The organism is Pseudomonadota bacterium (assembly GCA_039028935.1).
Taxonomy (GTDB): Bacteria; Pseudomonadota; Gammaproteobacteria; order Steroidobacterales; family SZUA-146; genus SZUA-146.
The window spans coordinates 1-26094 of the sequence record JBCCHD010000020.1 but is presented as its reverse complement, the minus strand read 5'-3'; the positions used below and the strand labels follow the sequence as shown (position 1 = coordinate 26094).

Here is a 26094-nt window from a genome sequence, read left to right as displayed (position 1 = left end):
GGTGCTACAGGTCGAGGGCCGCGGAGAGTTCAGTGAGAAACTGTGTCGCCTGTGTCGTCGGGGCGTGATGAGTCTCGACAAATGCCCGGCAACGCGCCATTCGCTCGGTGTAATCATCAGTGTCTGCGCGCGTTACCTCGCGAATGGCGTCTCGGTATTCATCAACGCCATTAACCACAAAACCCAACGCATTGTTCGCCACGATATGATCGGGATCAACGCCGACCGAGGTAATGATCGGGGTGCCCACCGCCAGTGATTCTAAGAAGGTGTTGGAAAAGCCCTCGTAGTGGCTCGTGTTCACGAGTGCACGAGCGTTGTGTAAAAAGGTAGGTACTTGTGTGCGCTTCGTAAAGCCCACGTAATTCACATTGTCCAGTGTTTTTAACTGATCAAACGCGTCGAGCGTGATGGTATCGGCTAGTTTGGCGGGCATGCCCGCTACGCGAAATTCGACATCCGGCGTCGTGCGAGCCAACGTCAGAAGCAACGGCAGATTCTTTTGTTCACTAAATACACCTAGCCAAGCGACGTACGGCGTGGTCTCCGCTTGGGCCTCTGGTTCGGCCAACGCCTTGTAGGGATTGTGCAGCGTAAACTGTGGTGTCTTTGGGAAGCGTTGCTTGAGTTTCTGCGCCTGGTAATCGTTTTGGCAAACAAACGCGTCGGCCATTCGTAGCGCAAATTGGTAAGCATAATATTGATACGGCTTCAGTCGCTGCTTTATTCGATCATCGACGTCAATATCATTGACAACGCGATACACGAACTTCTTACCCGCCTGCCGTGCCGCCAGTCCGTAAAGCAGCGTTGCTAAGCCAGCGCAGGCCTGGACCATGACGTCGATATCGTTCTCGCGCAAGGCGTTACTGACCGCCGGCACAAACCGCCGAAAATAGCGCCACCCACCCGTGTCACGCTGTGGAGACCACGCTTCGATAAACTCAACCGCGGACTGTGAGCCCGCAATCTCATTGGCGCCGTCCCAGGTCAATACAACCGATCGATTCAACGCATTAAAGCCCTCGAACCAACCCAACAATTCCACCGCCCAGCCGCCGGTCGGATAATCCGCGTCGTCAACCAAGTAGGGCAGTGCATCCTCTGCAAACGCGAGCGAGGGATGATTCATGCAAGTAGCTCCAGTTGGTGGTTTGGTTAATTCGAAATGCGAGCCGTCGGTTCGTTTGGCGTCACCCGGTTTTTGCCGTTGTTTGTCTTTGCCTGTTGATCATTGGCGACTGTGACGACCGGCAGAGCGCGTGTACCAATCCATTCCGTCACGGCCGATATTGCGTGTGACGAAAACCGCGATCGACGCGGTCTGCCCCGCGAGCGACAGACACTATAGCGACCGGCGGTGATTTGTCTAGCCTCTGTCGACCATTTTGCTGATCGGTTAGATGAATTCGTGAAAACGAGCATAACGTATTGGCATTAATGTAAAAACCAGCGAGTTAAGTGTGCATTGACATACATAGAATATCTAAGTAATCTTTACTTAGAATTACTAAGTAAATGACCGCTATGTTTTCAAAAGATTTAATTGCCGCGTCGGCCACCCCCATCGTCCTTTCGATTCTGCGTGAAGGCGATAACTACGGTTACGCCATTATAGAGCGCGTGCATCACTATTCTGACGGTGATTTGGCGTGGAAGGACGGCATGCTCTACCCCATTTTGTATCGACTCGAACGCAAGGGTTTCATCGAGTCGTACACCGACACTTCCGGCGCCGGCCGTAAGCGCAAATACTACCGGTTGCTTGAATCGGGTCGTGCAGCGCTCGCCACCCAACGAGCCCAGTGGCAACGACTGAATGCGATTTTCACTAAACTCGAGGCAGTCACATGAATAAAGACGCGATGGTTTTAGAGCAATGGGCGATGGACTGGTGCGAGAAACATTTTTCCCGTCAGTGCGTGGGCCTTTCTTCTGATCAGCTTGACGAGCTCGTCGATCACATCGTGAGTGCTGCGCTGGTAAACCGAGCGGAAGGGGTCAGCTTGGATGACGCGTTCTCACACGCGCTCAAACAGTTCGGCGAGCCCGACAGTGTGAGCCGCCAGCTGCGAGCCGGTTTACCGCTTCATCGCCGAGTGTTGGCGGCGGAGTGTGGCCCACAACACGGCGCGTCCCCCGTGACGTCGGTGGGTATTGCGCTTGTGTTTGCGGCGTTGATTCTGATGTCCGCTTGGTGGCTCAAAGAGGCGCGTATTTACGACTGGGTGTTTGCCCTGCTGATCTTGGGTTGGTTCGTGACCAGCACGTGGTTAGGCGGATCGCGCGCCGTCGCCGCTGCCGAATGGCGGTGGTTAAAGAATCGCTTCTTTCGATAGTGCGGCGACTAGCACACCAAATGAAAATCGTGAGCAGGCAGGTGCGTTAGACAGTGGCAGGATCGCGATCATCCAGATAGCGCTCAATGACCGAGATAAAGGCCTGCCCAAATCGATCGAGTTTCGATTGACCGACGCCCGACACGGTGAGTAACTGCTGTTTGGTTACCGGCTTTAATGCCGCCATACTGGCCAGCGTGGTGTCATGAAAGATCACGTAGGGCGGCACACCTTGTTCGCTGGCAAGATCTTTGCGGCAAGCGCGTAGGGCATCGAACAGGTCGCTATCGGCGTCGTTCAAGGACACCTTCGACTTTTTTATTTTCTGCCGCACAGGCGATTTGAGCAGATCTTTGCGTAACGGTAGCGCAACCTCGCCACGCAATAATGGGCGACATTTCTCGGTCAGCGCCAATCCGCCGTATCCGCCCGTATCCACGGTCAAAAAGCCTTGCACCAGGAGCTGTCGTAGAATCGAACGCCATTGCGCCTGTGTGTAGTCGCGTCCGATACCAAACACAGCGAGTGCCGTGTGGCCATTTTTCGTCATACGATCGCTGGTTTTTCCCATCAACACATCGATCACGTACACCGCACCAAAGCGTTGACCGGTTCGAAAAACGGCTGAGAGTAGCTGCTGCGCAGGCAGCGTGCCATCGAACACCTCCGGCGGAAGGTCACAGACATCGCAGTGACCGCAGGCATCGTCTCGCTCATCACCAAAATACGCCAACAGCGCTTGACGACGACAGGTCGTTACTTCGCACCAACCGAGAAGTGCGTCTAATTTTGCGCGTTCGTTGCGCTTGAATTCGTCTGTGGCCGTCGACTCATCCACCATCTGTCTCAGCCGCACGACGTCTTGCAATCCATAAATCATCCATGCTTCCGACGGGAGTCCATCGCGACCGGCGCGCCCGGTTTCTTGATAGTAAGCCTCGATGCTTTTGGGCAGATCGAGGTGCGCGACAAAGCGAACGTCCGGCTTATCAATGCCCATACCAAACGCGATTGTCGCCACCATAATGATACCGTCGTCGCTGAGAAACCGTTGCTGGTGCCGATTGCGCGTCGCCGCGTCGAGTCCGGCATGATAGGGCAGCGCGTCAAATCCGGCCTGCGTAAGCGAGATAGCCGTGTCTTCGGTTTTTTTTCGTGACATGCAGTACACGATGCCAGCGTGACCTCGATGCCGCTGGAGAAACGCATGGAGCTGCTGTTTTGGCGCGTGTTTGGACTGCACGTCATAGCGAATATTTGGGCGATCAAAGCCCGTAACAAACTGTCGAGGTGCGACAAGACGCAAACGAGAGACAATTTCGTCGCGTACGGGTTTGGTGGCGGTCGCCGTAAGCGCCAGAACCGGCGTGGAGGGAAACATGTCTTTGAGGCGACCCAGCGACAAATAATCCTCACGAAAATCGTGACCCCACTGCGACACGCAGTGTGCTTCGTCAATGGCAATGAAGCGAATGCGACATTGGCTCAGACGCTGAAGTGTGGCCGGCTGCATGAGCCGTTCAGGCGCGATGTACAACAGTTTAGTGGTTGCGGTGTCAAGCGCGTCGAAGACGGCTTGCTGAGCTTGGGGGCTGAGCGTCGAGTTGAGGAAGGCCGCCTCAACCCCCAGCTGCGCAAGGGCGGAGACCTGATCGTGCATCAACGCAATGAGTGGCGAGACGACGAGGGTCACGCCATCAAACAGCAGTGCAGGAATCTGATAACACAGCGATTTGCCCGCACCTGTGGGCAGCAGCACGAGTCCGTCGTTCCCAGCCACCACGTGATCGATCACGTCACGCTGCACGGAGCGAAACTCGGTATAACCGAACGTGTCTTCCAAAATGGATTGCGGGGTGGCGCTCATAGGAGGGGCGGTGCGAAAGGGACGGTTGACGCTAGCGGTTCTACCGACGCGACGCAAGCACCGATTCGTGCGATGACCGAGGGTTTTGCCGGTCGCCCGATGTGGCGCCGTCATCACGTGGTCGCCATTTGGGCCAAGAGCGGGGCGCCGTGATGTGAACGCCGTTGGGGATCGAGTGGGGCCGATGCGAAATGTCGAGGATTCCCCTAAATTGCCGGTTTGGCATAACCCCAGAAAACGTTAAAGCGGCGCAATTAACCCGGGCAAGGGCGGGTGGGGTGCAATTGCCTCACTGGCGGTAACCGTAAAAATAGATAACTTACAATGAGATACGGTATACGCGTTCGGTGCAAATGTTAACATTGATCAAGATGAGATGTTCATCATAGTATTGACCCGCAGTATGCGTACATTAGGGGTATAAAAGTACGCAAATCAATGCTTTCGGCGACATTGCTCGCCGACGGTGGGTACACAGTCACTATCATCTAATAATGCACCGGACACCAACAGGGCGCACCGGGCAATAAGGGATTCTACTATGTCACGATACTCACGCCGTTCCAGCGGAATTCGACCGCGCAGCACGCCGCTTTTCATCACATTGGCTGCGCTGTTCTCAACGTCGTTTGCCTTCGCCGAAGGTTCTGCACAGCTCGGTCTTACCCAGCGCGTGTTGGGTGCCGAGGAAGCCGCACTTCAAGGCTATGCCGATGCGGCTGAATCCGATACGTTCTCTCACTTTGTCGATATTTTTACCATCGGTGAAGTGATCAACGTATCGCTCTGCGGTCAGCAGGATACCGATGCATTGAGCATCGAAGTCTTCGCGCCGTCCGACGACGCGACGCCGGCTTTTACGTCCAACTTGACCAGCAGTAACGTGTCGTGTGCCGACACGATGACCGCGCCGCTCACGAATCCCGAGCGATACACAACCACCGAGGTCGGTACGTATCGTCTCGTGCTGCAAAACGTAACGGGCACGAACTTTTCGAACGGTTTTTTTGAGCGCCTGGATATCACCGTCACGCCGGATGCCGTGACAGACCCCGATCCAACCGTCGCTGCGGGTCGACTGTGGGCGTACAGCTGGAACTTCAATGCGGGCTCTTTCGCTGAAGCGAATGCCACTGACGCCAATTTTTATGCGCTGGTGCCTGGCGGCAGACCCAACACCAATTACATATGGCAGCTCGATCTCAACAACTTTGCGGGCTTTGGCTACAACATTATCGCCAACGATATCGGTGTTAATTCACCCAATTCCGGGTTTTCAACCCCATTGGTCGGTAATGACGCTGAGTATCGCTACCCCAACTACCTGGGCGTACCGGCCATCGCGGATCCACAACCGACCACACCTCCGTCGGTGACAGGACTGCGATTCATCGACAACGAAGGTCAGGACATCGGAATTTCGCCTGACCCATCAACCAGTGGTGTTCAGGACGACGGCACCTTTGAGTTCAACTCGGATGTCGAAGGCACCTATTCGGTATTCATCGACGTCGACAATAATGGCGTGTTTGGTAATGTCGGTGACACGCTGTTGCTCGGACGTGCGGTCGTCGGCCTAAACTCGGTGACGTATAACGGGACCGATCCGGATGGCAACCCACTCCCCGCCGGCGCGTATGCGGCGCAAGTGTCCGTGCGCATGGGTGAGTATCACTTTGTCTCTAACGATGCGGAAACAAGCGGTGGGCCCAGCGAAGACGGCCTCACAATCTTTCTATCGGATTTAGTCGGTGTCACCTCGCCGACCCAGATCTACTGGGATGACGTGACGGTGCTGGGGGCCGGTGCAGGCGGCACCTCGACCGTCCCTCTCGGCGAATTGTCGGGAACGGCTGCCGGTAGTCACACCTGGGGAGATTTTACGAGCAGCGGATTCGGTAATGCGCGCTTTATTGATACCTACGTGTACGGGTTGGAGTCGACCGCGACGGCCAATTTGGTGATTACCGCCGACGATACCGCTCTCACCGGCGTCGATGGTGTGGTAACGATCGATGAGACAAGTGAACCGGGCGATACGCTCACCATCACCGTCACCGACGCCGATCTGGATTTGAACGCGGCACTGGTCGAGACGCTGGTCGTGACGGTTGTAAACGATGTCACCGGCGAAACTGAACAGATTACGTTGACCGAAACCGGCCCGAACACGGGCGTCTTTAGCGGCACCGTTGCGACCACACCCGGCACGACTGCGGGTGTGAACAATGACGGCACGCTCAATACACAGGCTGGCGACACGGTGACGGTAACGTATACCGATCAGCTCGATTCAGCGGGCATGAGCGTCGATCGAGACGACACCAATGAAGTGAGTCCCGATGCCGATGGCGATGGGATTCCAAACGCGACGGATCCTGACGACGATAACGACGGCATCCTCGATGTCGATGAAGGTGCCGGTGATCTGGATGGCGATGGAATTCCAAACTCACAAGACATCGACTCAGACAATGACGGCATCGTCGACAATGTGGAAGCACAGGGGGAGGGTGCCTACACGCCGCCGACCGGCATGGATACCGACATGGACGGTATCGATGACGCGTACGACACCGATAACGGCGGCACGCCGATTACCATCGCGAATACCGATGGGGTCGATCAACCCGATTTTCTCGATGACGATTCGGACAATGACAATGTGCCCGATTCGATTGAAGGTCACGATGCGAACGGTGATGGCATCCCGGATGTCGTGATCGCGGACATCAATGCCGACGCCGATGGCGACGGGCTCAACGACGTGTTTGACACCCAAAGTGGACCGGGGGCGGGCAACAGCACCGCGAGTAACAGTCCGCTGCAAAACACCGATGGCGATGCTGATCGCGACTGGCGTGACGAAGACGATGACGACGATGGCATCAACACGGCAGACGAAGACGACAACAGTAACGGCAATCTTGCCGATGACGATGCGGACGGCGACGGCACACCGGATTACCTGGAATCCGCAACCGATGACGCTGACGGCGATGGCACACCGGATCAAGATGATCCGAATAACGCGGACCCATGTGATCCCAGTCAGTTTGGCATGGGCTGTACCACCGACACGGATGGTGACGGGGAGCCGGACAGTGTTGAAGGACCCACCGCCGACTCAGACGGTGACGGCACACCAGATTATCTTGAGCCGTCGAATGCCGATATGGACGGTGATGGCTTCCCGGATGAAAGCGATCCGGCCAATACGGATCCGTGTATTCCCAGTGCGTTTGGCACCAACTGTCTGATCGACACCGATGGTGATGGCGATCCCGATAGTGTTGAAGGCCCAACGGCGGACTCCGATGGTGATGGCATTCCGGATTTCCAAGAGTCCTCCATCATTGATACGGATAACGATGGCTTCCCAGATGAAAGCGATCCGGCCAATACGGATCCGTGTATTCCATCCGATACCGCGCCGAACTGTGATGCGGACATGGATGGACTGACCAATGCCGACGAGGCGACGCTGGGTACCGACCCGACCAACCCTGATACGGATGGCGACGGCCTACCGGATGGTGTGGAAACCGGCGGTGATGCCAGTGTTGATGCAGGCGATACCAACCCGCTGGATCTCGATTCCGATGATGACGGCATCAGCGATGGTGATGAGGACGCCAACGGCAACGGCATGGTCGATGCGGGCGAAACCGACCCGAATAACCCAGACACAGATGCGGACGGCATCATCGATGGCGTCGAAGCCGGCGTGGTGGCCGGCATTGCCGATCCCGATGGCGCCGGACCGATTATGGGGACGGACCCCGCCTTTATGGGTGATGCGGACCCATCCACGACAACCGACCCGCTGGATCCCGACACCGATGGCGACGGTCTCACCGATGGTCAGGAAGACCTCAATGGCGATGGCCAGACGCTCAATTCAATCGGCGGTACGGGTGGTGCGCCCGGCTCGGGTGAAACCGATCCAAACGACAGTGATACCGATGGTGACGGACTGACCGACGGGGACGAAGTCAATGGTACGGGCCCGCTGGTTCCTTACGGTCCCACCGATCCACTGGATACCGATACCGACGATGGCGGCGCGCTGGACGGCGCTGAAGCCACCACGGATATGACCGACCCGACGTCCGGTAACGGGTTAGATGACGCGGTGGATTCCGATGGTGATGGCATATCCGATGCACTCGAAGGGGTGCTCGGTACGGATCCCAACGATCCGGATACCGATAATGATGGCCTAACCGACGGCGAAGAAGTGGGTCCGGATGGCGTATTGGATCCTGGCGAGACCAGCCCACTGGATGGGGACACGGACGATGACGGAATCAACGATGGCGATGAGGTCAATGGCACCGGTCCGCTTGCGCCGTATGGGCCAACCGATCCGCTCAATCCTGACAGCGATGGCGACGGTATCGATGACGGCATTGAAGCGGGCGTGTCGTTTGATGGTGTCGACCCTGGTACGAGCGACGGCAACAGTACGCCGTATGACGGCACGGCCGCTGGCTTCCCGGGTGACGCGGATTTGAGCACCACCACGGATCCGACCAACCCCGACACCGACGGCGACGGTCTGCTGGATGGCGATGAGGACGCCAATGGTGACGGCGCAACGATCAACACAATTGGTGACTCGACCACGCCGGGCAGCGGCGAAACCGATCCGAGCAACCCGGATACCGATGGCGATGGTCTGACAGACGGTGATGAAGTCAATCAGACGGGACCTTTAGCAGGAATTGGTTCCACCGATCCGCTCGACGTCGATACCGATGACGGTGGCGCCGGCGACGGAACCGAAGTGCTGTCCGATGGCACCAATCCGACGGCCGGAAACGGCGCCGACGATGTGTCGATTGACACCGATATGGACGGCTTGAGTGACGCGCAGGAAATGCTGCTGGGTACCGATCCAAACGATGCCGATACCGATAACGATGGTATTCCGGATGGTGCGGAAGTGGGTGCAGACGGCGTTCTCGATCCGAATGATACCGATCCACTTGATGCCGATACTGATGATGATGGCGTTAGCGATGGTGACGAGGTCAATGGCGCCGACGGCATGCCGCTGACCGGTGATGAGACCGATCCGCTCGCTGCTGACAGCGACAATGACGGTATTCTCGACGGCACTGAGCTTGGCGTGATCGCCGGTATTCCGGATGGAACAAGCGATGGCGATGGCGTCATGTACTTCGGTACCGACACCGCGTCGCCAAACTTTGTGGTGGACGCGGATCCAACGACGACCACCGATCCGGCGGATCCCGATTCTGATAACGATGGGCTGATCGACGGTGACGAAGACGCTGATGGCGATGGCGCGACCGTTAACACGCTGGGCGTAACCGGCACGATGGGTTCGGGTGAAACCGATCCCAATAACCCGGATACGGATGGCGACGGACTGATCGACGGTGACGAAACAAACGGAACCGGTCCCTTGAGCATGGTTGGGGCAACCGATCCGCTCGACAGTGATACGGACGATGGCGGCACCGAGGACGGCACGGAAGTGCTCACCGACGGCACTGATCCGACGACCGGTAACGGCGCGGATGATGCGTCAACCGATTCCGATGGCGATGGCATCAGCGACGCGCAAGAAGCGGTCCTGGGAACCGATCCCAACGATCCCGATACCGATAACGATGGCATCGACGATGGCGATGAGATTGGTAACGACGGAACCGTCAATGCGGGCGACACGGATCCGCTGGATGCCGATAGCGATAACGATGGATTGTCCGATGGCGATGAGGCACTGGGTCCCGATGGCGTGATGAATAGCGGTGACGAAACCGATCCACTGAATCCCGATACCGATGGTGACGGGTTGGGCGATGGCCTCGAATTGGGTGCAACCGATCCGATTCCTGGCGGCACCAGTGACGGCGACGGAGTGGCGTTCGACGGCACCGATCCGATGGCGTTCGTGCCCGACAGTGATCCGACCACGTTGACCGATCCGACCGATCCCGATACCGACGACGACGGACTGCAGGACGGCGTGGAAGATGCCAACGGCGATGGTGCAACGGGTCCTGTCGAAATTGGCGGCACGGGCACCAGCGGCAGCGGTGAAACCGATCCGGCAAACCCTGACAGCGATGGCGATGGCCTCACCGACGGTGTCGAGGTAGTCGGAACTGGACCGCTCTCGGGCACAGGTCCAACCGATCCGCTCGATACCGATACCGACGATGGTGGTGTCACCGACGGCATTGAAGCCACCGCCGATATGACCGATCCAACCGCTGGCAATGGCGCTGACGATTTGTTGGATACCGATGGTGACGGCATTTCCGATGGCGCGGATCCTGATCCAAACGACGCCTGTGTCCCCAACTTCCCAGGCATGGGCTGTATGGACACGGACGGCGATGGCGCCGTGGACTTTGGTACACCGACGACGACCCAACCGATTGAGCCGGATGTGGCCGCAGACACCGACCCGTGTGTGCCGGACAACACTGCCGCCGCGTGTGATTCGGATATGGACGGCATTCCTGACGGCACTGAGATCGATTTGGGTACCGACCCGAACGACCCAGACTCCGATGGGGATGGTGTACCGGATAACCTGGAAAACATGGATACCGATGGCGACGGCATTATCGACGCGCTGGATCCTGATTCGGATAACGACGGTATTCCCGATAGTGTCGAGGCCGGTGCCGATCCGTTGAACCCCGTAGACACCGATGGTGACGGCACTCCGGATATGCTGGATCCCGATTCGGATAACGACGGCATTCCAGATAGCAATGAAGCGGGTGGTGACCCGTCGGTTCCGTCGGATACAGACGGCGATGGCACCCCAGATTATCTGGACCTTGATAGCGATGCGGATGGGTTACCCGACACCGTGGAAGACGGCGTCGCGATCGGTTTCGATACCGATGGTGACGGCATTGACGATGCCTATGACATCGACCAGACCGGTGGCAGTGATGCCGATGGCGATGGCGTGGACGATGCGCAAATGCCGATCGATACCGACGGCGACGGGAGTCCCGACTTTGTCGACATCGATGCCGACAATGATGGTATTCCAGATACCGTGGAAACCGATCTGGATCCCATGGCGGACGGTGACGGCGATGGTATTAACGATCTGTATGACGTGGATATCACTTTGGGCACCGACGCCAATGGCGATGGCGTTGATGATAGCGTGATGCCCACCGACACCGATGGCGATATGGCGCCGGACTATCTTGATCTGGATGCGGATAACGACAGTATTCCGGATGTACAGGAGGCGGTTGGCCCGGATTCTGATCTCAACGGTGTGATCGATGATGTGCCGACGAACGAAGGCACCATCTCCATGCCGGTGGACACCGATGGCGACGGCATTGGCGACTGGCGAGAAGTCGATAGCGATAACGACGGTACGCCGGACATAGTCGGCACGTTGTTTGAGTCGTCGGATGCCAATGGTGACGGCGTGGTGGATGATCCCACTGATTCCGATGGCGACGGCATTGCCGATCCCGTGGATCTGTTTGATGGGTTTGGCACACTCGCCGATACCGATCGTGACGGTATTCCCGATTCGGTAGAGGGCACAGCCGATACCGATGGCGATGGCAATCCGGATTTCAATGACACCGATTCGGATAACGATGGCATCCCCGACGCGGTGGAGGCACAAAACCTCAACTCGCCGGTGGACACCGATGGCGACGGCACACCAGATCTTCGAGACACCGACAGTGATAACGACGGCATTCTTGATGTACTGGAGGGCACTAACGACTTCAACAACAATGGCATTCCGGACTACCTCGATGCGGGTGAAGAACTCGAAACCGCACTCGAGGGCTCGGGCTCGATTGGGTTGCTGGCGTTGTTCTCAATCATGCTGGTGGCGCTTGCGCGCCGCCAGCGGATGCCGCTCGCGCTAAACATTGGACAAATGAAAGGAAAGGCTGTGACGCAATCGAAACGTAACTCACACGCACGTGCACCGCTCTGGACGGGCCTGTTGATACTGCTGTTCGTGTTGGCACTGCCTGCGCAGGCTCAGTCGAACAACGGCGATCCTTGGGCCGATGGCGGCTGTGCGCTGGGTCAGCATCGGGGCGAAGCGCGCGAGCAGGTGGGCAGTGATTTTCGCTGGCGCGACTGTTGGTATGGCGGTATCGGACTCGGGTACTCCTACGTATCGCCGGATGAAGAAGCACAAAACTTTTTCCACGATGCGTCGGAAAATCACGACGGTGGTATTCAGCTTTTTATCGGTAAGCAGTTCACCGAGCGATGGTTTGCAGAATTAAAGTATGCGGACCTTGGCGAGGCGGGTATTACCAATCGGAATCCGGCCATCGCGGCCGCCTTTCCAGGCGCCAACATCAGCTACACCGTACCGTCGTTGATGGCCGGTTATCGCTTTCGGGTTAATCGCAAATTAACACCGTTTGTTAAGGCCGGGATTTCGGTCATTGAGAATGAAGCGGGTGGGGGCCCTGTGCCGTTCGAACAACAGACCAGCGCACAATTTGCGTTTGGATTGGGTGCGGACTACGACTTTGGCGAAAATCCATGGTTTGCGCGTGGTGATATCGATTTCTACGATCGCGATGCCTGGTATGCCGGCATCGCCATCGGTCGTGGTTTCGGATTGCCTCGCGGCGCTGCGGTGGCGCCTAAGCGCGATCTCGACTCCGATTTTGATGGGGTCCTCGATTCAATCGATGCGTGTCCGCGATCGGCGCGTGGTGCGATTGTTGACGCGCGTGGTTGTGCGCGCGTACTGGATTCCGACGCCGATGGTGTGATCGATTCGATGGATAACTGTCCGCGTACACCTGCCGGCACATCGGTGGACAGCAATGGTTGTAAGCGCGTGCTGGATTCCGACGGTGATGGTGTGATCAACGCGATGGACAGCTGTCCCGATACGCCCAAGGGCGATGAGGTCGATAGCACAGGCTGCACGCGACGCATCATCGTGGATCCGACTACCTGCGATCTGCGTCCGGTGTATTTTGCGTATAAGTCTGATGCACTGACGGCCGAGTCCGATGCGCGTCTGCGCGATGCGGCTGTATGCTTGTCGCACAGCCCAGGCGTGATGGTTGAGGTTGCCGGACATACCGACAGCGTAGGGGGGCAGAACTATAATCGCGGTCTTGCCGGAATGCGTGCGAAACAGGTGGTCGAGTTCTTGGTCACATACGGCGGTGTGTCGCGCGAGCGCCTCCAGCCGGTTTCTTACGGCCAGCTGCGACCAGTTGATGACAACAGCACTGACAGTGGCCGGGCGGCCAATCGCCGTGTCGAACTCCGTCTGGTCGATGGCGGTGTCATCGATTCAGACAGCGATGCGATTCCGGATGGCCAGGATCAATGTGCTAACTCAACGGAAAATGCCGTGGTGGACGAGAAGGGCTGCGATGTGACCCAAGACATTCGCCTTCCCAACATACGCTTTGGTTATAAATCCGATGAATTAACCGAGCAATCTCAGCGCGACCTCGACTTAGCGGCTTCGATGCTGCGCGGTCGTCGCAATTTGGTGATTGAAGTCGGTGGGCATACCGATAGTGTGGGAGGGGCGGACTACAACATGGGCTTGTCTAAGCAACGGGCAAACCAGGTGCTGGAGCATTTGGTAAGTCGAGGGGTGCCCAGAGATCAGCTCCAGTCTCGTGGCTATGGGCTGACACAGCCCATTGAAAGCAACGCAACGAAGGAGGGCCGCGCGGCGAATCGACGCGTCTCGCTGAAATTCGTATCGCCCTGATTAGGAAAGACCGGCGGTCTGCCCGTTGAGACACAACGGGCGTTGCCTTGATAAGTAATTAACGCGCCGGCGCTTGCTGGCGCGTTTTTTTTTGTGAAATGGCTTTCCGCGCTATAGTGTGGAACCAGAACCCACATGAAGGTCGGCGCATATCGAGCGGGAAAGTGGGCGGTTGTCGCCACGCTGATCGAGTTCATCGTCAAAGGAGCTGCGTAATGAAACTGTCGTCGTGCCGCGCATTGAAACTGGAAATTCAGGAAAAGGCTTATTCGCTTTCGTCCCGGTCTGCCTCCGCGAGGCGCTATCCGCTCGCGCGCGGCGCGGGCCGTCAACGACGGCTCAGCGTTCGCGAACCGACACCGATTGCGGCCGTAGGCATAGCCCCTGGCAAAGGCGATGAGTACAAGCTGGCGGTGCGGTTATATCAAGGATGCGAACGCCAGCAGAAGGCGCTCCTTAAAGACCTCGATCGACATATGGGTGAGATTGATCTGGTAACCGGCATTCGCTATCAGCCGCGTACAACACTAACGGCTGGTGGATCCATTGGTCACTATCGCATAACCGCAGGCACTCTCGGTGGTTTTGTGGAAGACGCAGACGGTTATTACATGCTTAGCAATAATCATGTGTTCGCGAACAGTAATCAGTGCTTTCATGGCGATCCAATCGTTGCGCCTGGGCCGCTTGACGCAGGGCAAGCCACCCCCAAGATTGTGGGTCTGCTCGACCGCTACATTCCACTGAGTAAAACCAAAGTAGATGGCGTGGATGCCGCATTGGCCACCTTCTCTGAGGAGGTTGAATTCTTCGAACCGTGGGACTACAGCGGTATTGGCGTGATCGACAAAACACCCATGTCCGATCGGTTCGCCGTGTCGCGCGTTATCAAACGCGGGCGTACAACGGGCGTCACGCGTGGCACCGTGAGTGCGTTTGAACTCGATGGTATTCAGCTCAACTACGGTTCCGAATCCGATCCCGCTATTGTGACGTTCAACGATCAGATAGAGTTGGTCGGTGCCACGCGCAGTAAGGCCTTTAGCGCCGGCGGCGACAGTGGTTCATTCATCATCGATCGCGACACCCTGAAGGTGTACGCGTTGTTATACGGTGGGGGACCGGACAGTCAGGGAATTGACCGTACGGTTGCGCACTTCATGCCCGACGTGTTTCGTCAACTCGGTGTTGGGCTCGTTCAGTAGCCGCCATGTCCGCCTCACCAGCCGCGCGTCGCGCTAAGCGCATGTTGCACAAACGTCTCGCACCATTTGGCTGGTATGCAGGTCTGGGCCTTGTGCCCGCGGAGGGTGGATTGGGCTTGCGCGTGACGGCCTCGACGCAACCCAATCCCGACGATGTTCCGACAACGTATTACGGTTTTCCAGTTGAGGTGGTGGTGACACGGGGCTATGTCGCGCGTTAGTAGCGCACCGCGCAACGCCAAATGCATCAGCTTTCCGGTGAATAGGGCAGCGACGAGTGATGCACGTTGATGCGCACGTCGCCCACGTTGTCGCGAAAATAGCCAAACGTAAATTCGACTAACACCTCATCACCTTGTTGATAGGGTTGAAAACGGTAGTGTCCCATCGCAACGGCAGTCGCGCCTTGCAAAATGATCTGTTGCGGACCAATGGAGACGGCCTCCCAGGGTTTGATCGCAAAACCGTGATCTTCATTGACAACACCGCCAATAAAGTACGAGAGCGCTTCGGTTTTGCTTGGCCGGAACGGCTGTTTGGCCGCCAGCGTCGGTTTAAACAGTACCGGGCCCTGATCGTAACCGTACAACGCGTCGATGAGCGACTGCGCTTCACTGACGTAATCACCGCCGTCAATGAACACGGCGCTGATCGCCACAATCCCTTCGCCCCACGCGGTTTGCGCCGCGATCACATCCTCTTGCGTGATGGACGCACGATCGTCGGTGTGTGACTGCGCCACGACGATCGCGTCTTTATCGACCACCGCTGGCTGGCTTTTAACAGATTCGGACATGACCTTCCTCTAAGTCGCTTGATTTCTCATTATAGCGAAAGGTAGCACTGTGGCTCTACCGCGCCATTTCGCAATCGCAGAAGTCTGAACACGCCGGCGAGTCCGTGCCAGGCTCATTACGTCAAACGCCAAACTGAGGCGTAGGCGACACAGTTGGTCAAGTCGAAATCCACGTAGGCTCAACGACGTCGGCCAGCCAGCCAAAGTGTGAACCAGCTAACACTTCGCGGTTGGGCGCTGTGTAGACTTTTGGTGATGATTTAGTGGATTTCCAGGCAATATCGATGTCGTACTTTAAGCTCAGCCCGGCGGTTATGGCCGCTGTGATCATCGCGACCTCATCGCTCGCCACCCGCGCGGAGGTGTATACGCTCTCGCCACCTTCAGACACGGAATCGTGTAGCGAAGAGTTCGAGAACATGGCCAATGCGCTCATGCCTGGTGATGAGTTGATTCTCAACGATGGAGTCTACTCTCAGGCCTGCGCAAGACGCCTAACGATCAACGGTACACCCGATCAACCTATTCTAATCCGCGCTGCCGACGGCGCAAGACCGCTCATCACCCGCCCGCAATCGAGTAGCTCGAGCAATAACAATATTGAATTATCGGGGTCGCATTTTACGATTCGCGGTATGCATTTTCAGTACGGCAGTTCCGGTGTCCGCTTCATGTCGAGCAATAATATTACCTTTGAGGACAATATTATTTCGGACACACTCAATAACGCGCTGACCATGAACTCCGGCGCAACGGATGCTCACATTATTCGGGGTAATGAAATTTACAATACGGGCCTCGCGTCAGGTGATACCGAAGGCGAAGGGATGTATATCGGACAGCACAATGGTGGTGGGCCGGGCACCAATCACCTAATCGAAAATAACTACATTCATCACCTTCGCGGAACGAGCAGCGGTGGCAATGACGGCATCGAAATCAAGTTCGGGTCGGGTGGCAATGTCGTGCGTGGAAATGTCATTCACGACACCAATATTGGCACCGAGTTTCCATGTATTTTCGTGTACGGTCATGGCGCTGAGCCGAACATTGTCGAGAATAATCTGGTGTATAACTGCGGTGACGCCATTTTGGTGACCGCCGATGCCATCATCCGCAATAATGTGGTGCTCAATTCATCGGTCAACGGTATTCATCTGCGCGTACAAAGTCCTGCGCCCAGTATTCGGAACGTGACCATCGTTAACAACACGGTGTATGGCAGTCATCCGGTGTGTGCGCGCCTGCGCGTTGGAAGCGCGCCCAATGTCGTGGTAGCGAACAATGCGCTTTTCTGCGAGAACGCCACCGCACTTTGGGGAGACGGTTTAGACAATGCCGATCTTGCCAACAATGTGGTTCGCGGCGGCTTATCCGGTATTAGCGTCGACTACGTGCGAGTGATCGCCGGATCGGCGGCCAGCGATCACTTTGTCGATCCAGCACTTCAGGATTTCCGTTTGTTGCCCACGTCGACATTGATTGATGCGGGAGCCAATATTGCCGCAGGTAGCGAAGATTTCGCCGGCAATGCCCGTGTTGTTGGGTCCGCCATCGATATCGGTGCTTTTGAGTATGCCGCGACCTCGGTGCCGCCCGCGCCACAATTAACGTTGACGGCACCGACCTCGGTAGCCGAAGGCGACACCATCAGCCTCGTGTGGAGCAGTTCAAACGCCACCGCCTGCGTCGCATCGGGCGCTTGGTCGGGTAATCGCCCGCCAAGTGGCAGCAACACAGTAGTGGCCAGTAGCACCGCGACGTACACGTTAACCTGCACGGGCGACGGTGGCAGCGTGTCCGTTTCTCGCAATGTGAACGTACAAGCATCCGATCCGGACCCCGATCCTGACCCCGACCCGGATCCGGATTCCGATCGCGATCGATTGCCCGACAGTTGGGAGATCAACTACTTTGGTTCGTTGGCACAAAATGGCAGCGATGACGGTGATCAGGATGGATTTAGTCACCTGGATGAATACACGGCGGGCACGGATCCAACGGTTGCCGATACGGATGGCGATGGTTTGATGGACGGCGAGGAAGGCCAACACGGCAGCGATCCGCTCAAGGCCGATACCGACAATGACGGGTCGTCCGATGGAGCAGAGGTCCAGGCAGGCACCGACCCGACCGATAGCACCAGTAGACCGATGGCACCATTGACACCCGCACCGGATCCACCGGCGGCCAATACCGACGCCGCCTCCGGTGGTGGTGCGACTGGCGCGATTGTGCTGGCGATTCTGGTCGCTGTGGGTCGACGTCGTCGGTGTCATCGAGTCATACGCAACGCGTAGCCATGACGGTCGCCCGGGTCCACCAATCGAGGTATATTCGCGGTCTTTGCATGGGAAGAACGTATGTCATTTGTCGTCAACCGTCGCGATCTGGATTTCTATCTCTACGAGTTTTTATCGACTGACCGTCTTTTTGCGGCCGAGCGCTACAGCGAATACGACCGCGACACGATCAATGCCATGCTCGATGCAGCTCAGACCATTGCAGAGCAAGCGTTTCATCCCATTGCGGCCCTCATGGACGAGAACGAACCGACGTTACACAATGACCGGGTTTCGGTCGTTCCCGAGGCGAAAGAGGCGCTTCGCGCGTATCTGGACGCGGGATTTTTGGCGGCTGGCTTTGACTCAGACGTGGGAGGCATGCAGCTTCCTTGGACTGTGCATCAGATCATAAGCGGCATCTTCATGTGCGCGAACACCGCGCTCTCTGGCTATCCATTTCTTACGGCCGGCAATGCCAATTTGCTCAATACCTGTGGTAGCGAAGCGTTAAAGCAAAAATTTCTTGCTCCGTTGCTCGAAGGCCGTTGGTTTGGAACGATGTGCCTCAGTGAAACACAGGCCGGGTCATCGCTGGCCGACATCCGTACGCGCGCTGAACCACTCGGTGAAGGCCGATATCGACTGACTGGTTCAAAAATGTGGATATCGGGCGGCGACCACGATTTAACTGAGAACATCATTCATATGGTGCTCGCGCGTGTGCCAGACGCTCCGCCAGGAGTGCGCGGCATTTCGCTCTTTTTGGTGCCCAAAATCCGTGTGAACGACGACGGCACGCTTGGCCAATTCAATCACGTGGTGGCGGCAGGGCTCAATCACAAGATGGGCTACCGAGGCACGAGTAACTGTCTGCTTAATTTTGGGGAGTCCGGGGAATGTGAGGGCTTCTTGGTTGGCGACGAAAACCAGGGTCTGGCCAACATGTTCCACATGATGAATGAGGCACGAATTGGCGTCGGACTTGGCGCTGCGATGAGCGGCTTGGCTGGGTATCTTTACTCGTTGGATTACGCGCGAGAACGCCGGCAGGGGCGTTTGCCGGGCAACAAAGATCCACAGTCACCGCAGGTGCGCCTGGTGCGTCATGCCGATGTCAAGCGCTTGTTGCTTGCTCAAAAGGCGTACATTGAAGGCGCGCAGGCGCTGTTGTATTACTGCGCTTCCCTCATTGACCGACAAAAAATTAGCGCACGAAAAGACGAGCAACAGCAATTGGCCCTGTTACTTGATTTGCTCACACCCATTGCGAAATCGTGGCCCTCTGAGTTTTGTTTGGAAGCCAACAAGCATGCCATTCAAATATTGGGCGGCTATGGTTATACGCGGGAATATCCGGTGGAGCGTTTTTATCGGGATAATCGACTCAATCCGATTCACGAAGGAGCACACGCCATTCATGGCCTCGATGTGCTAGGTCGAAAGGTCAGACTGTTTGATGGCGCAGCCGTCGCCATGCTCAAGTCAGAAATGCAATCCGCCATCGCGCAGTCGGTCGAATCGCCTCTGGTAGAGGAGGGACGCGAGCTCGAGCGAGTCTTTGTTGCGGCTCAGACGTGTATTCGAAACGTCGTGGACAGTGATGACGCGGAGGCCGGACTCGCCAACGCTACTCTATTTTTGGATGCGCTTGGGCATGTGGTCGTCGCGTGGATGTGGCTGCGACAGGGTCTGGTCGCGGCGGACGCCTCCCACCAGGCGGTTGACACCGCGTTTTATGAGGGCAAGGTTGCCGCGTGCCGCTACTTTTTTCGCTACGAGCTGCCGCGCGCATCAGCGCAGTTTGCGCTGGTGGGTTCGCTGGATCGAACATGCCTGGATATGAGCGAAGCCGCGTTTATCGGTACGTAAACCCACCTGCCGCTACCACGTGGCCGTTAACTACCTAGCGGGTGGTCCATCGTCACATTGACGCCGTAGAGTCGATCCAGCGTCATTGCCGCTAACGCCGGCACGCGCGAGGCGAGTGCGAACGCGGCATTGCGTGCCCCCACAGCAAGTGGGTGGCCGAGATGAAAACGACGCGCGTTTTGTCGAGATTGTTGCATGACATAGCGCAGACGCGGCCGGCGATGACGTTCGTACAGCTCGAAGGCTGTCCGCGAAGTGGATCGATTGGTGAGCAGGCTGGCGAGCACCCACGCGTCTTCTATCGCCATCGCCGCGCCTTGTGCCATAAAAGGCAGCATGGCATGACAGGCGTCACCTAACAGAACAACGCGGTCAGCCGACCATCTGTCCGGCAAGGCGTGTTCAAACAAACCCCATTGGTAAACCGCCTCGCAATGAGTGAGAAGGGTGCTAACCGCGGGATGCCAATCTTCAAAATAGTCCAACAATGCCGCGGCTTCCCCTTGGCGTTGCCAATCTTCGTCTAGCCACGTCGCTTGTTCAGTGACCGCGACGAAATTGATCCAGGTGCCGCCTCGAACGTAGTACGCCACGACATGGCGCTGCGGGCCAAGCCATACCGTCGCATCGGGTTCGATCAGACCCGCCGGAAAACGATTCGCATCGACCAGTCCGCGCCACGCGGTTTGTCCCGTGAAGCGCGCGGGTCGGGTGGTAATCATCTGCCGTCGCACAATCGAGTGAATGCCGTCAGCGCCCACCAGCAGATCGCCATTAAACGATCGACCGTTCGTCTCGACCTGGACACCATCGGCCTCCACCAAGACTCGTGAAACCCCAGTGTCAAAATGCACATCCACTCCCTGGGCACATGCGCGTGTGTACAGATCGCGCATAAGGTCGGCCCGATGACAATGCACATACGGTGCACCAAACCGGCCTTCGTAGGTGGGGTTAAGCGGCGTGCGTATAAGGATGCGGCCATCTTGATAGTCACGAAGGGTGGCGAAGGCCGGTTTAAACGCATGCGTCAGTAGTGCCGATGTCACCCCCAGCTGTCCCAGAACGTGCATGGCGTTCGGCCCAATCTGAATGCCAGCGCCCACGTCATCGAGCGTCGACGCCTGTTCTAGAACGACCACGTTCCGACCCGCTTTGGCGAGCGCGGTTGCCAACGTAAGCCCGCCGATGCCGGCGCCAGCGATAAGAATCGATTGGGATGCCATGGTCACAGATCGAGTGGGCGCCGCCTTACTGAGTCGGAACCACTCGGAATAAGACGGAATAGAGCACGGGCACGACCAGTAGCGTTAGCGTGGTAGCGAACAATAAACCGAAAATGATGGTGACGGCCATTGGTTCAAACATCGCCGTGCCACCCCACCATAAAGGCATCATGCCCAGTACGGTGGTGGCGGTAGTGAGCATGATCGGACGCAAGCGCTGCAGGCAGGCATCGACAATCGCATCACCGGGTCGTTTGCCTAATTCATTGATCTCGATCTTGATTCGATCGATCAACACAATGGCGTTGTTGATGATAATGCCCGATAGGGCGATGATGCCGAGAATAGTAAAAAAGCCCATCGAGGAGCGTGCAACCAGTAACCCAATTGTGACGCCGATCAGTCCTAAAGGAATCGTTGTCAAAATAATAATCGGCCGTCTAATGGAATTGAACTGGATAACCAGCAGCAGCACGATCACCATCACCGCGAGCGGCAGTTTGGCGGCGATGGAGGCGTTCGCGTCATCGGAACTTTCCGATTCGCCACCTATTTCATACTCATAACCAGGTAGCCATTGTTCACGTGCGGTAGCCAACCACGGCACAAGCGACTGATTGATCTGACTGGCGGTGACGCCATCCACCAACTGCGCTTTGAGTGTCAGTGTCCGTTCGCGATCACGGCGTTCGATGATGCCGGGTTCAAACGTCAGCTCGATGTCTGCCACCTGCTTGAGCGGTACAGGCCGCCCGGAGGAGGTTGAATACACACTCAAACCATCGAGTTTGGAAATGTCGTTACGGTCGCCCGCGACCGTGCGCAGCGTGACGGGAATCAATTGATCGCCCTCACGATATTGCGTCAGATCAATACCGGTTAAGCCGGCTCGAAGCGAAAAAGCGACATCCGCACTGGTGACGCCCGCGCGCAATGCTCGTTCCTGATCAACCGCCACGATGAGTTTCTTAGTCTGCAGTCCCCATGTGTTTTTTACGGAGAGCACGCCGGGATAGCCATACAGCTGCTCGGTAACCGTGCTGGCCAGAGTGTACAGCTCGGCCACGTCCCGTCCCGACAGGCGAATCTGAATGGGATAACCAACGGGTGGACCGTTTTCAAGTCGCGACAATTGATTACTCATGTCGGGGTACTGCTCGAACAAAAACTGCTGAATGCCCGCAATAACATCCGGCACTGCTTCGCCCGTCGTCGTGTTGGCAATCATAAAGGAATTCGCCGGATTGCGATTGGGTGGATCAAGACCCAACGTGAAGCGGGGACCGCCTTCGCCAACAAAGGTCATCCAGCTTGACACCTTCGGTTCGCTTATATTGACGAAACGGTCGAGCACAAATTGATCGACGGCCGCGATAATTTCTTCACTGGTTTCAATCGTGGTGCCCAGTGGTAGCTCCAGCTTGCCAGAAAACACCGGGTCTTCTGACGGCGCAATAAATTGCGCGGGTACCAGCCCCAATCCTTTATTGGCTAGTACAAACAGGGCAACAACAAGCGCTAGAAACAGCAGTCGTTGCCGCAAAATGGCGTGAAGTAAGCGCCGGTAATAGCGATAGAGCCAGGAATTGTCTCGTTGATCGCTGTCGGGTTTTGCTTTGACGTTCAACAGTACGGTGGTCAGCATGGGAATCAACGTCATGGCGAGCAACCACGACACCAACAAGGCAATGGTGACCACATAGAAGATATCGGCAGTGTATTCGCCGACTGCCGACTCGGCGAGCCCGATAGGCATAAACGCCGCGCCGGTAGTGAGAGACGAAATCAACAGAGGCAGTTTGAGTTCAGCACCGGCCTGTACGGCTGCATCGACCGCACCCATGCCGTTCTCTCGTTTAACCAACACCGATTCGACCATCACAATCGCATTGTCGACCAACAAGCCGAGGGCGATGATCAAAGCAGCGAGTGAGATCTGATTCACCGTGATGCCGAACGTCTGCATCATGAAAAACGTAATGATCATGGTCGACGGTATTAGCAAAGCAACGACAAGACCGGTGCGCACGCCTAAGAAACCAATCATGACCACGACTACAATGGCGATCGCTTGGAGGAGATTCGACGCAAAGTCGTCGACGCTCTTGGTGACCAAGTCGGCCTGAAACCATATTTTCTCGAGCGCTACGCCATAGGGATACCGATTCTCAATATCAGGAAGCAGTTTGTTGAGCCGCTCGCCGAGTTTGAGTATGTCGCCGCCATCGCGCAGCGATACCGCAATGGCGAGTGCCGGTTGCCCATTTACGCGTGTCAGGCTTTCGGGCGGATCGACGTATCCCCGGTAGATCGACACAATGTCGCCCAGATACACCACGTTGCCACCCGGCAGTTGAATCACCGTCCGACGCAGCGCATCGAGCGACTCAATGTTTCCGGTTGGTTCCAGCACGATGCGTTCGCGACCGCTCACCACGCTGCCGCCGGTCGAAAGAATATTGACGTTGCCGAGCACGCCCGAAAGCGACTGTGGCGTGAGACCAAGTTCCGTGAGGCGCTCATTGTTGTACTCAACAAAAACCACTTCGGATTGGCTGCCATGAATCGACACCTTCGCGATATCCGGCTCTTTTAAGAGCTGATTGCGAATCTCATCGGCTACATCCTTCAGCTCGGCATTGGTAAAGCCTTCACCAGTTAGAGCAAATACACTACCAAAGACATCGCCGAATTCGTCGTTGACAAACGGTCCTTGAATGTCGTCCGGGAGTTCACCCACCACATCGTCTACTTTGCGGCGTAGTTCATCGAAAATAGGCCGCATGTTTTTATACGACTCTTTGAAATTGACGTTGATAATCGACACACCCGAACGCGTACTCGACGTAATGGTGTCGACCTGCGGCATCTCCTGTGCTTTTTTCTCGATCTTGTCCGTGACCAATTGTTCCATACGCTCGGGGCTTGCGCCGGGTAGTTGGGTGGTAATGACCGCAGTGCGCACGATAAAGCCAGGGTCCTGCGCTTTGGGCAGCGAGACGTACGCGAAAATACCGGAGATGATCAACAGCACAGCCACCGTACCGGTGACACGATTTTGACGGATGGCGGCGCGGGTTATCGACATGTGGTATCAATCACGGACTGGCGGCGATGAGGACTTGCAGGTTTTCGCGTATGACCGATACGCCTGCGGTCACCACCTGTTCGCCGATAGCGAGTCCTTCCACAATTTGTATCCCCTCTTCAACAAGTTCGCCCGTCACGACTGGCCGGCGCCGGATTGTCGCCACGTCGCCATTGGGTTCGGCGATATAAACGAACGTGCCGCGCTCGTCTTGGATCACCGCGGCGGCCGGCACGACAATGGTGTCATCACCGGCTTGTTCAAATCGAAAGACCGCCTCGGCCGCCATACCCGAACGGATCGCGGACGTGGTTTCATCTAGGGTCACGACTACGGGGAACGTGGCGGAGCCGCCGGTATTGGCCACACCGATCTCCGTGACCGTGCCGCTAAATTGGCGGTCGGAGATGGCGTTGAACGAGACTCTTGACGCCATGCCCTCGGAAACCGAAGCGATCAGACTCTCGGGAATCGCCACGTTGATCTGTATTCCTGCGCCGCAATTCATGCGCGCCACCGGCTCACCAGCCCCAATGTTCTCGTTGAGCTCAACATTGAGTGCCGCCACAACGCAGTCGCCGGGCACCGTCAGTGTCGTGTAAGAGCGATTCAACTGCGCGATTTCAAGCGTCTTTCGAATAGAACGCACCTGCGCCCCGGCCGACTCGGCAGACGCACGCGCGGCGTCTAGATCATTGCGCGATGCATTGTTGCCAGCGTATAAGCCCTTGACGCGTTCATAATTCGCACTGGCGTTGCGCTGACTGGCCTGCGCTTGCGCAAGACTGGCTTCGACTTGTTGAACCTCCAAATCGAATGATGAGCGGTTAAGTCGCGCGAGGACATCGCCGGCGGTCATTTGCGAACCGGTGCGCACCGGCAATTCGGTGATTGTGCCGCCAACCTTAAAGCTGATACGCGTTTCTTGCGTCGACTGACTCAATCCTGTGAAGGCGCGTTCGCGTGTGGTGTCCTTGTGGTCAATTAGTAGCGTGCGGACCGGTCGCAAGACCGGTTCCTCCTCAACGTGCACCGCGTCGCCACAAGCGGGCACCAACAGGATGACGGCAACCAATAATAGGCGGATCATGGGGACTCTCCCAATGTGGGCCGATCGTCGGCCTCGCGTTCTTTAATATACTGAAAAAACTCATCACGACTTGCCCGCTTGTCGGTCGGGCCAAGCAAGAACTCAAAGGTGCTGGTCGCACGTTGATAACTCATGATGTTGAGCAGGAAATCATGCACAGCGTTGCTGGCGTTTAAGTCGGCTTGTAGGCTCTGATTTTGCGCATCCAGCAAATCCAAGATACTCAGCGTACCTTGCTTATACGCTTCGGAGACAAGCTCCAGGTTTTTGCGGGATGCCTCGGCGCCGATTTCTGAAAGCTCAATGTTGACATACGAGGCCTGGGCGGCGTGCATCGCGGCGCGGATCGACTGTTCAATGCCTTGGCGAGTTGCCGCATCACTGAGCGCAAGTTGGCGAACCTGAATTCGACTGCGATTGAGTGCGGACCGACGGCTATTGCCAGAGTAGATCGGCAGTGAGGCATTCAGTGACACATTCCAGTCGTCAATCGAGTCAAACGGTGTGCCCGATCCACGTCCGGACGCGGCAATGGCATCCAAATATTGCGCCTGGAGCGACAGTTGCTGCACCCAAAATTCACG

General features: G+C 56.7%; 14 protein-coding genes. 7 read left to right on the top strand and 7 right to left on the bottom strand.

Annotated elements, in window-relative coordinates:
* Window positions 1–4: 4 nt before the first annotated feature.
* Entirely contained in the window at window positions 5–1132 is a 1128-nt protein-coding gene (locus tag AAF465_10690) for a glycosyltransferase family 4 protein (protein MEM7083191.1), read from the bottom strand.
* Between the two features lie 395 nt (window positions 1133–1527).
* Here AAF465_10690 and AAF465_10685 point away from each other — a divergent pair, with 395 nt between their 5' ends.
* Together AAF465_10685 and AAF465_10680 are read left to right on the top strand one after the other, a co-directional pair.
* Window positions 1528–1854 carry a PadR family transcriptional regulator gene (locus AAF465_10685; protein MEM7083190.1) on the top strand — a complete coding sequence of 109 codons (327 nt, stop codon included), beginning with the start codon at window positions 1528–1530 and terminating at the stop codon, window positions 1852–1854.
* Entirely contained in the window at window positions 1851–2339 is a 489-nt protein-coding gene (locus AAF465_10680; protein ID MEM7083189.1) for a hypothetical protein, read from the top strand. Before AAF465_10685 ends, AAF465_10680 begins: the two co-directional genes overlap by 4 nt.
* 46 nt (window positions 2340–2385) lie before the next feature.
* Here the strand turns inward: AAF465_10680 and recQ are convergent, their stop codons facing one another.
* Complete coding sequence (gene recQ, locus AAF465_10675) at window positions 2386–4206, bottom strand: DNA helicase RecQ (GenBank protein MEM7083188.1); 1821 nt, start codon at window positions 4204–4206, stop codon at window positions 2386–2388.
* Window positions 4207–4747: 541 nt separating this feature from the next.
* Here recQ and AAF465_10670 point away from each other — a divergent pair.
* The 3 genes from AAF465_10670 (at window position 4748) to AAF465_10660 (ending at window position 15377) form a co-directional block, all read left to right on the top strand.
* Complete coding sequence (locus AAF465_10670; protein ID MEM7083187.1) at window positions 4748–13951, top strand: OmpA family protein; 9204 nt, start codon at window positions 4748–4750, stop codon at window positions 13949–13951.
* Window positions 13952–14166: 215 nt separating this feature from the next.
* Window positions 14167–15156, top strand: a complete 990-nt coding sequence (locus AAF465_10665; GenBank protein ID MEM7083186.1) for a hypothetical protein — start codon at window positions 14167–14169, stop codon at window positions 15154–15156.
* A gap of 5 nt (window positions 15157–15161) precedes the next feature.
* Window positions 15162–15377, top strand: coding sequence for a hypothetical protein (locus AAF465_10660; protein ID MEM7083185.1), 216 nt, complete (start codon window positions 15162–15164; stop codon window positions 15375–15377).
* A gap of 26 nt (window positions 15378–15403) precedes the next feature.
* On the opposite strand, the gene AAF465_10655 is transcribed toward AAF465_10660, so the two are convergent.
* Entirely contained in the window at window positions 15404–15952 is a 549-nt protein-coding gene (locus tag AAF465_10655) for a hypothetical protein (protein ID MEM7083184.1), read from the bottom strand.
* 284 nt (window positions 15953–16236) lie between these two features.
* Here AAF465_10655 and AAF465_10650 point away from each other — a divergent pair, with 284 nt between their 5' ends.
* Entirely contained in the window at window positions 16237–18252 is a 2016-nt protein-coding gene (locus AAF465_10650) for a right-handed parallel beta-helix repeat-containing protein (GenBank protein ID MEM7083183.1), read from the top strand.
* A gap of 63 nt (window positions 18253–18315) precedes the next feature.
* The gene (locus tag AAF465_10645; GenBank protein MEM7083182.1) at window positions 18316–20106 is read left to right on the top strand and encodes an acyl-CoA dehydrogenase; all 1791 of its coding nucleotides are present in this window, start codon (window positions 18316–18318) and stop codon (window positions 20104–20106) included.
* 26 nt (window positions 20107–20132) lie between these two features.
* Here AAF465_10645 and AAF465_10640 read toward each other — a convergent pair whose 3' ends face one another.
* The 4 genes from AAF465_10640 to AAF465_10625 all read right to left on the bottom strand — a co-directional run.
* Window positions 20133–21332 (bottom strand): FAD-dependent monooxygenase, encoded by a 1200-nt coding sequence (locus AAF465_10640; protein ID MEM7083181.1) that lies wholly within the window; start codon window positions 21330–21332, stop codon window positions 20133–20135.
* 25 nt (window positions 21333–21357) lie between these two features.
* Window positions 21358–24420, bottom strand: a complete 3063-nt coding sequence (locus AAF465_10635; GenBank protein ID MEM7083180.1) for an efflux RND transporter permease subunit — start codon at window positions 24418–24420, stop codon at window positions 21358–21360.
* Between the two features lie 10 nt (window positions 24421–24430).
* Window positions 24431–25510, bottom strand: a complete 1080-nt coding sequence (locus tag AAF465_10630; protein ID MEM7083179.1) for an efflux RND transporter periplasmic adaptor subunit — start codon at window positions 25508–25510, stop codon at window positions 24431–24433.
* A partial coding sequence (locus tag AAF465_10625; protein MEM7083178.1) for a TolC family protein occupies window positions 25507–26094 on the bottom strand: 588 nt, incomplete at its 5' end. The genes AAF465_10625 and AAF465_10630, both read right to left, overlap by 4 nt.

What these genes read in the sequence shown, in the direction of transcription:
- AAF465_10630 (MEM7083179.1), bottom strand. Translation starts at nt 25,510, where the DNA reads ATGATCCGCCTATTATTGGTTGCCGTCATCCTGTTGGTGCCCGCTTGT.
- AAF465_10690 (MEM7083191.1), bottom strand. Translation starts at nt 1,132, where the DNA reads ATGAATCATCCCTCGCTCGCGTTTGCAGAGGATGCACTGCCCTACTTG.
- AAF465_10645 (MEM7083182.1), top strand. Translation starts at nt 18,316, where the DNA reads ATGTCATTTGTCGTCAACCGTCGCGATCTGGATTTCTATCTCTACGAG.
- AAF465_10650 (MEM7083183.1), top strand. Translation starts at nt 16,237, where the DNA reads ATGTCGTACTTTAAGCTCAGCCCGGCGGTTATGGCCGCTGTGATCATC.
- AAF465_10660 (MEM7083185.1), top strand. Translation starts at nt 15,162, where the DNA reads ATGTCCGCCTCACCAGCCGCGCGTCGCGCTAAGCGCATGTTGCACAAA.
- AAF465_10665 (MEM7083186.1), top strand. Translation starts at nt 14,167, where the DNA reads ATGAAACTGTCGTCGTGCCGCGCATTGAAACTGGAAATTCAGGAAAAG.
- AAF465_10655 (MEM7083184.1), bottom strand. Translation starts at nt 15,952, where the DNA reads ATGTCCGAATCTGTTAAAAGCCAGCCAGCGGTGGTCGATAAAGACGCG.
- AAF465_10685 (MEM7083190.1), top strand. Translation starts at nt 1,528, where the DNA reads ATGTTTTCAAAAGATTTAATTGCCGCGTCGGCCACCCCCATCGTCCTT.
- AAF465_10680 (MEM7083189.1), top strand. Translation starts at nt 1,851, where the DNA reads ATGAATAAAGACGCGATGGTTTTAGAGCAATGGGCGATGGACTGGTGC.
- recQ (MEM7083188.1), bottom strand. Translation starts at nt 4,206, where the DNA reads ATGAGCGCCACCCCGCAATCCATTTTGGAAGACACGTTCGGTTATACC.
- AAF465_10635 (MEM7083180.1), bottom strand. Translation starts at nt 24,420, where the DNA reads ATGTCGATAACCCGCGCCGCCATCCGTCAAAATCGTGTCACCGGTACG.
- AAF465_10670 (MEM7083187.1), top strand. Translation starts at nt 4,748, where the DNA reads ATGTCACGATACTCACGCCGTTCCAGCGGAATTCGACCGCGCAGCACG.
- AAF465_10640 (MEM7083181.1), bottom strand. Translation starts at nt 21,332, where the DNA reads ATGGCATCCCAATCGATTCTTATCGCTGGCGCCGGCATCGGCGGGCTT.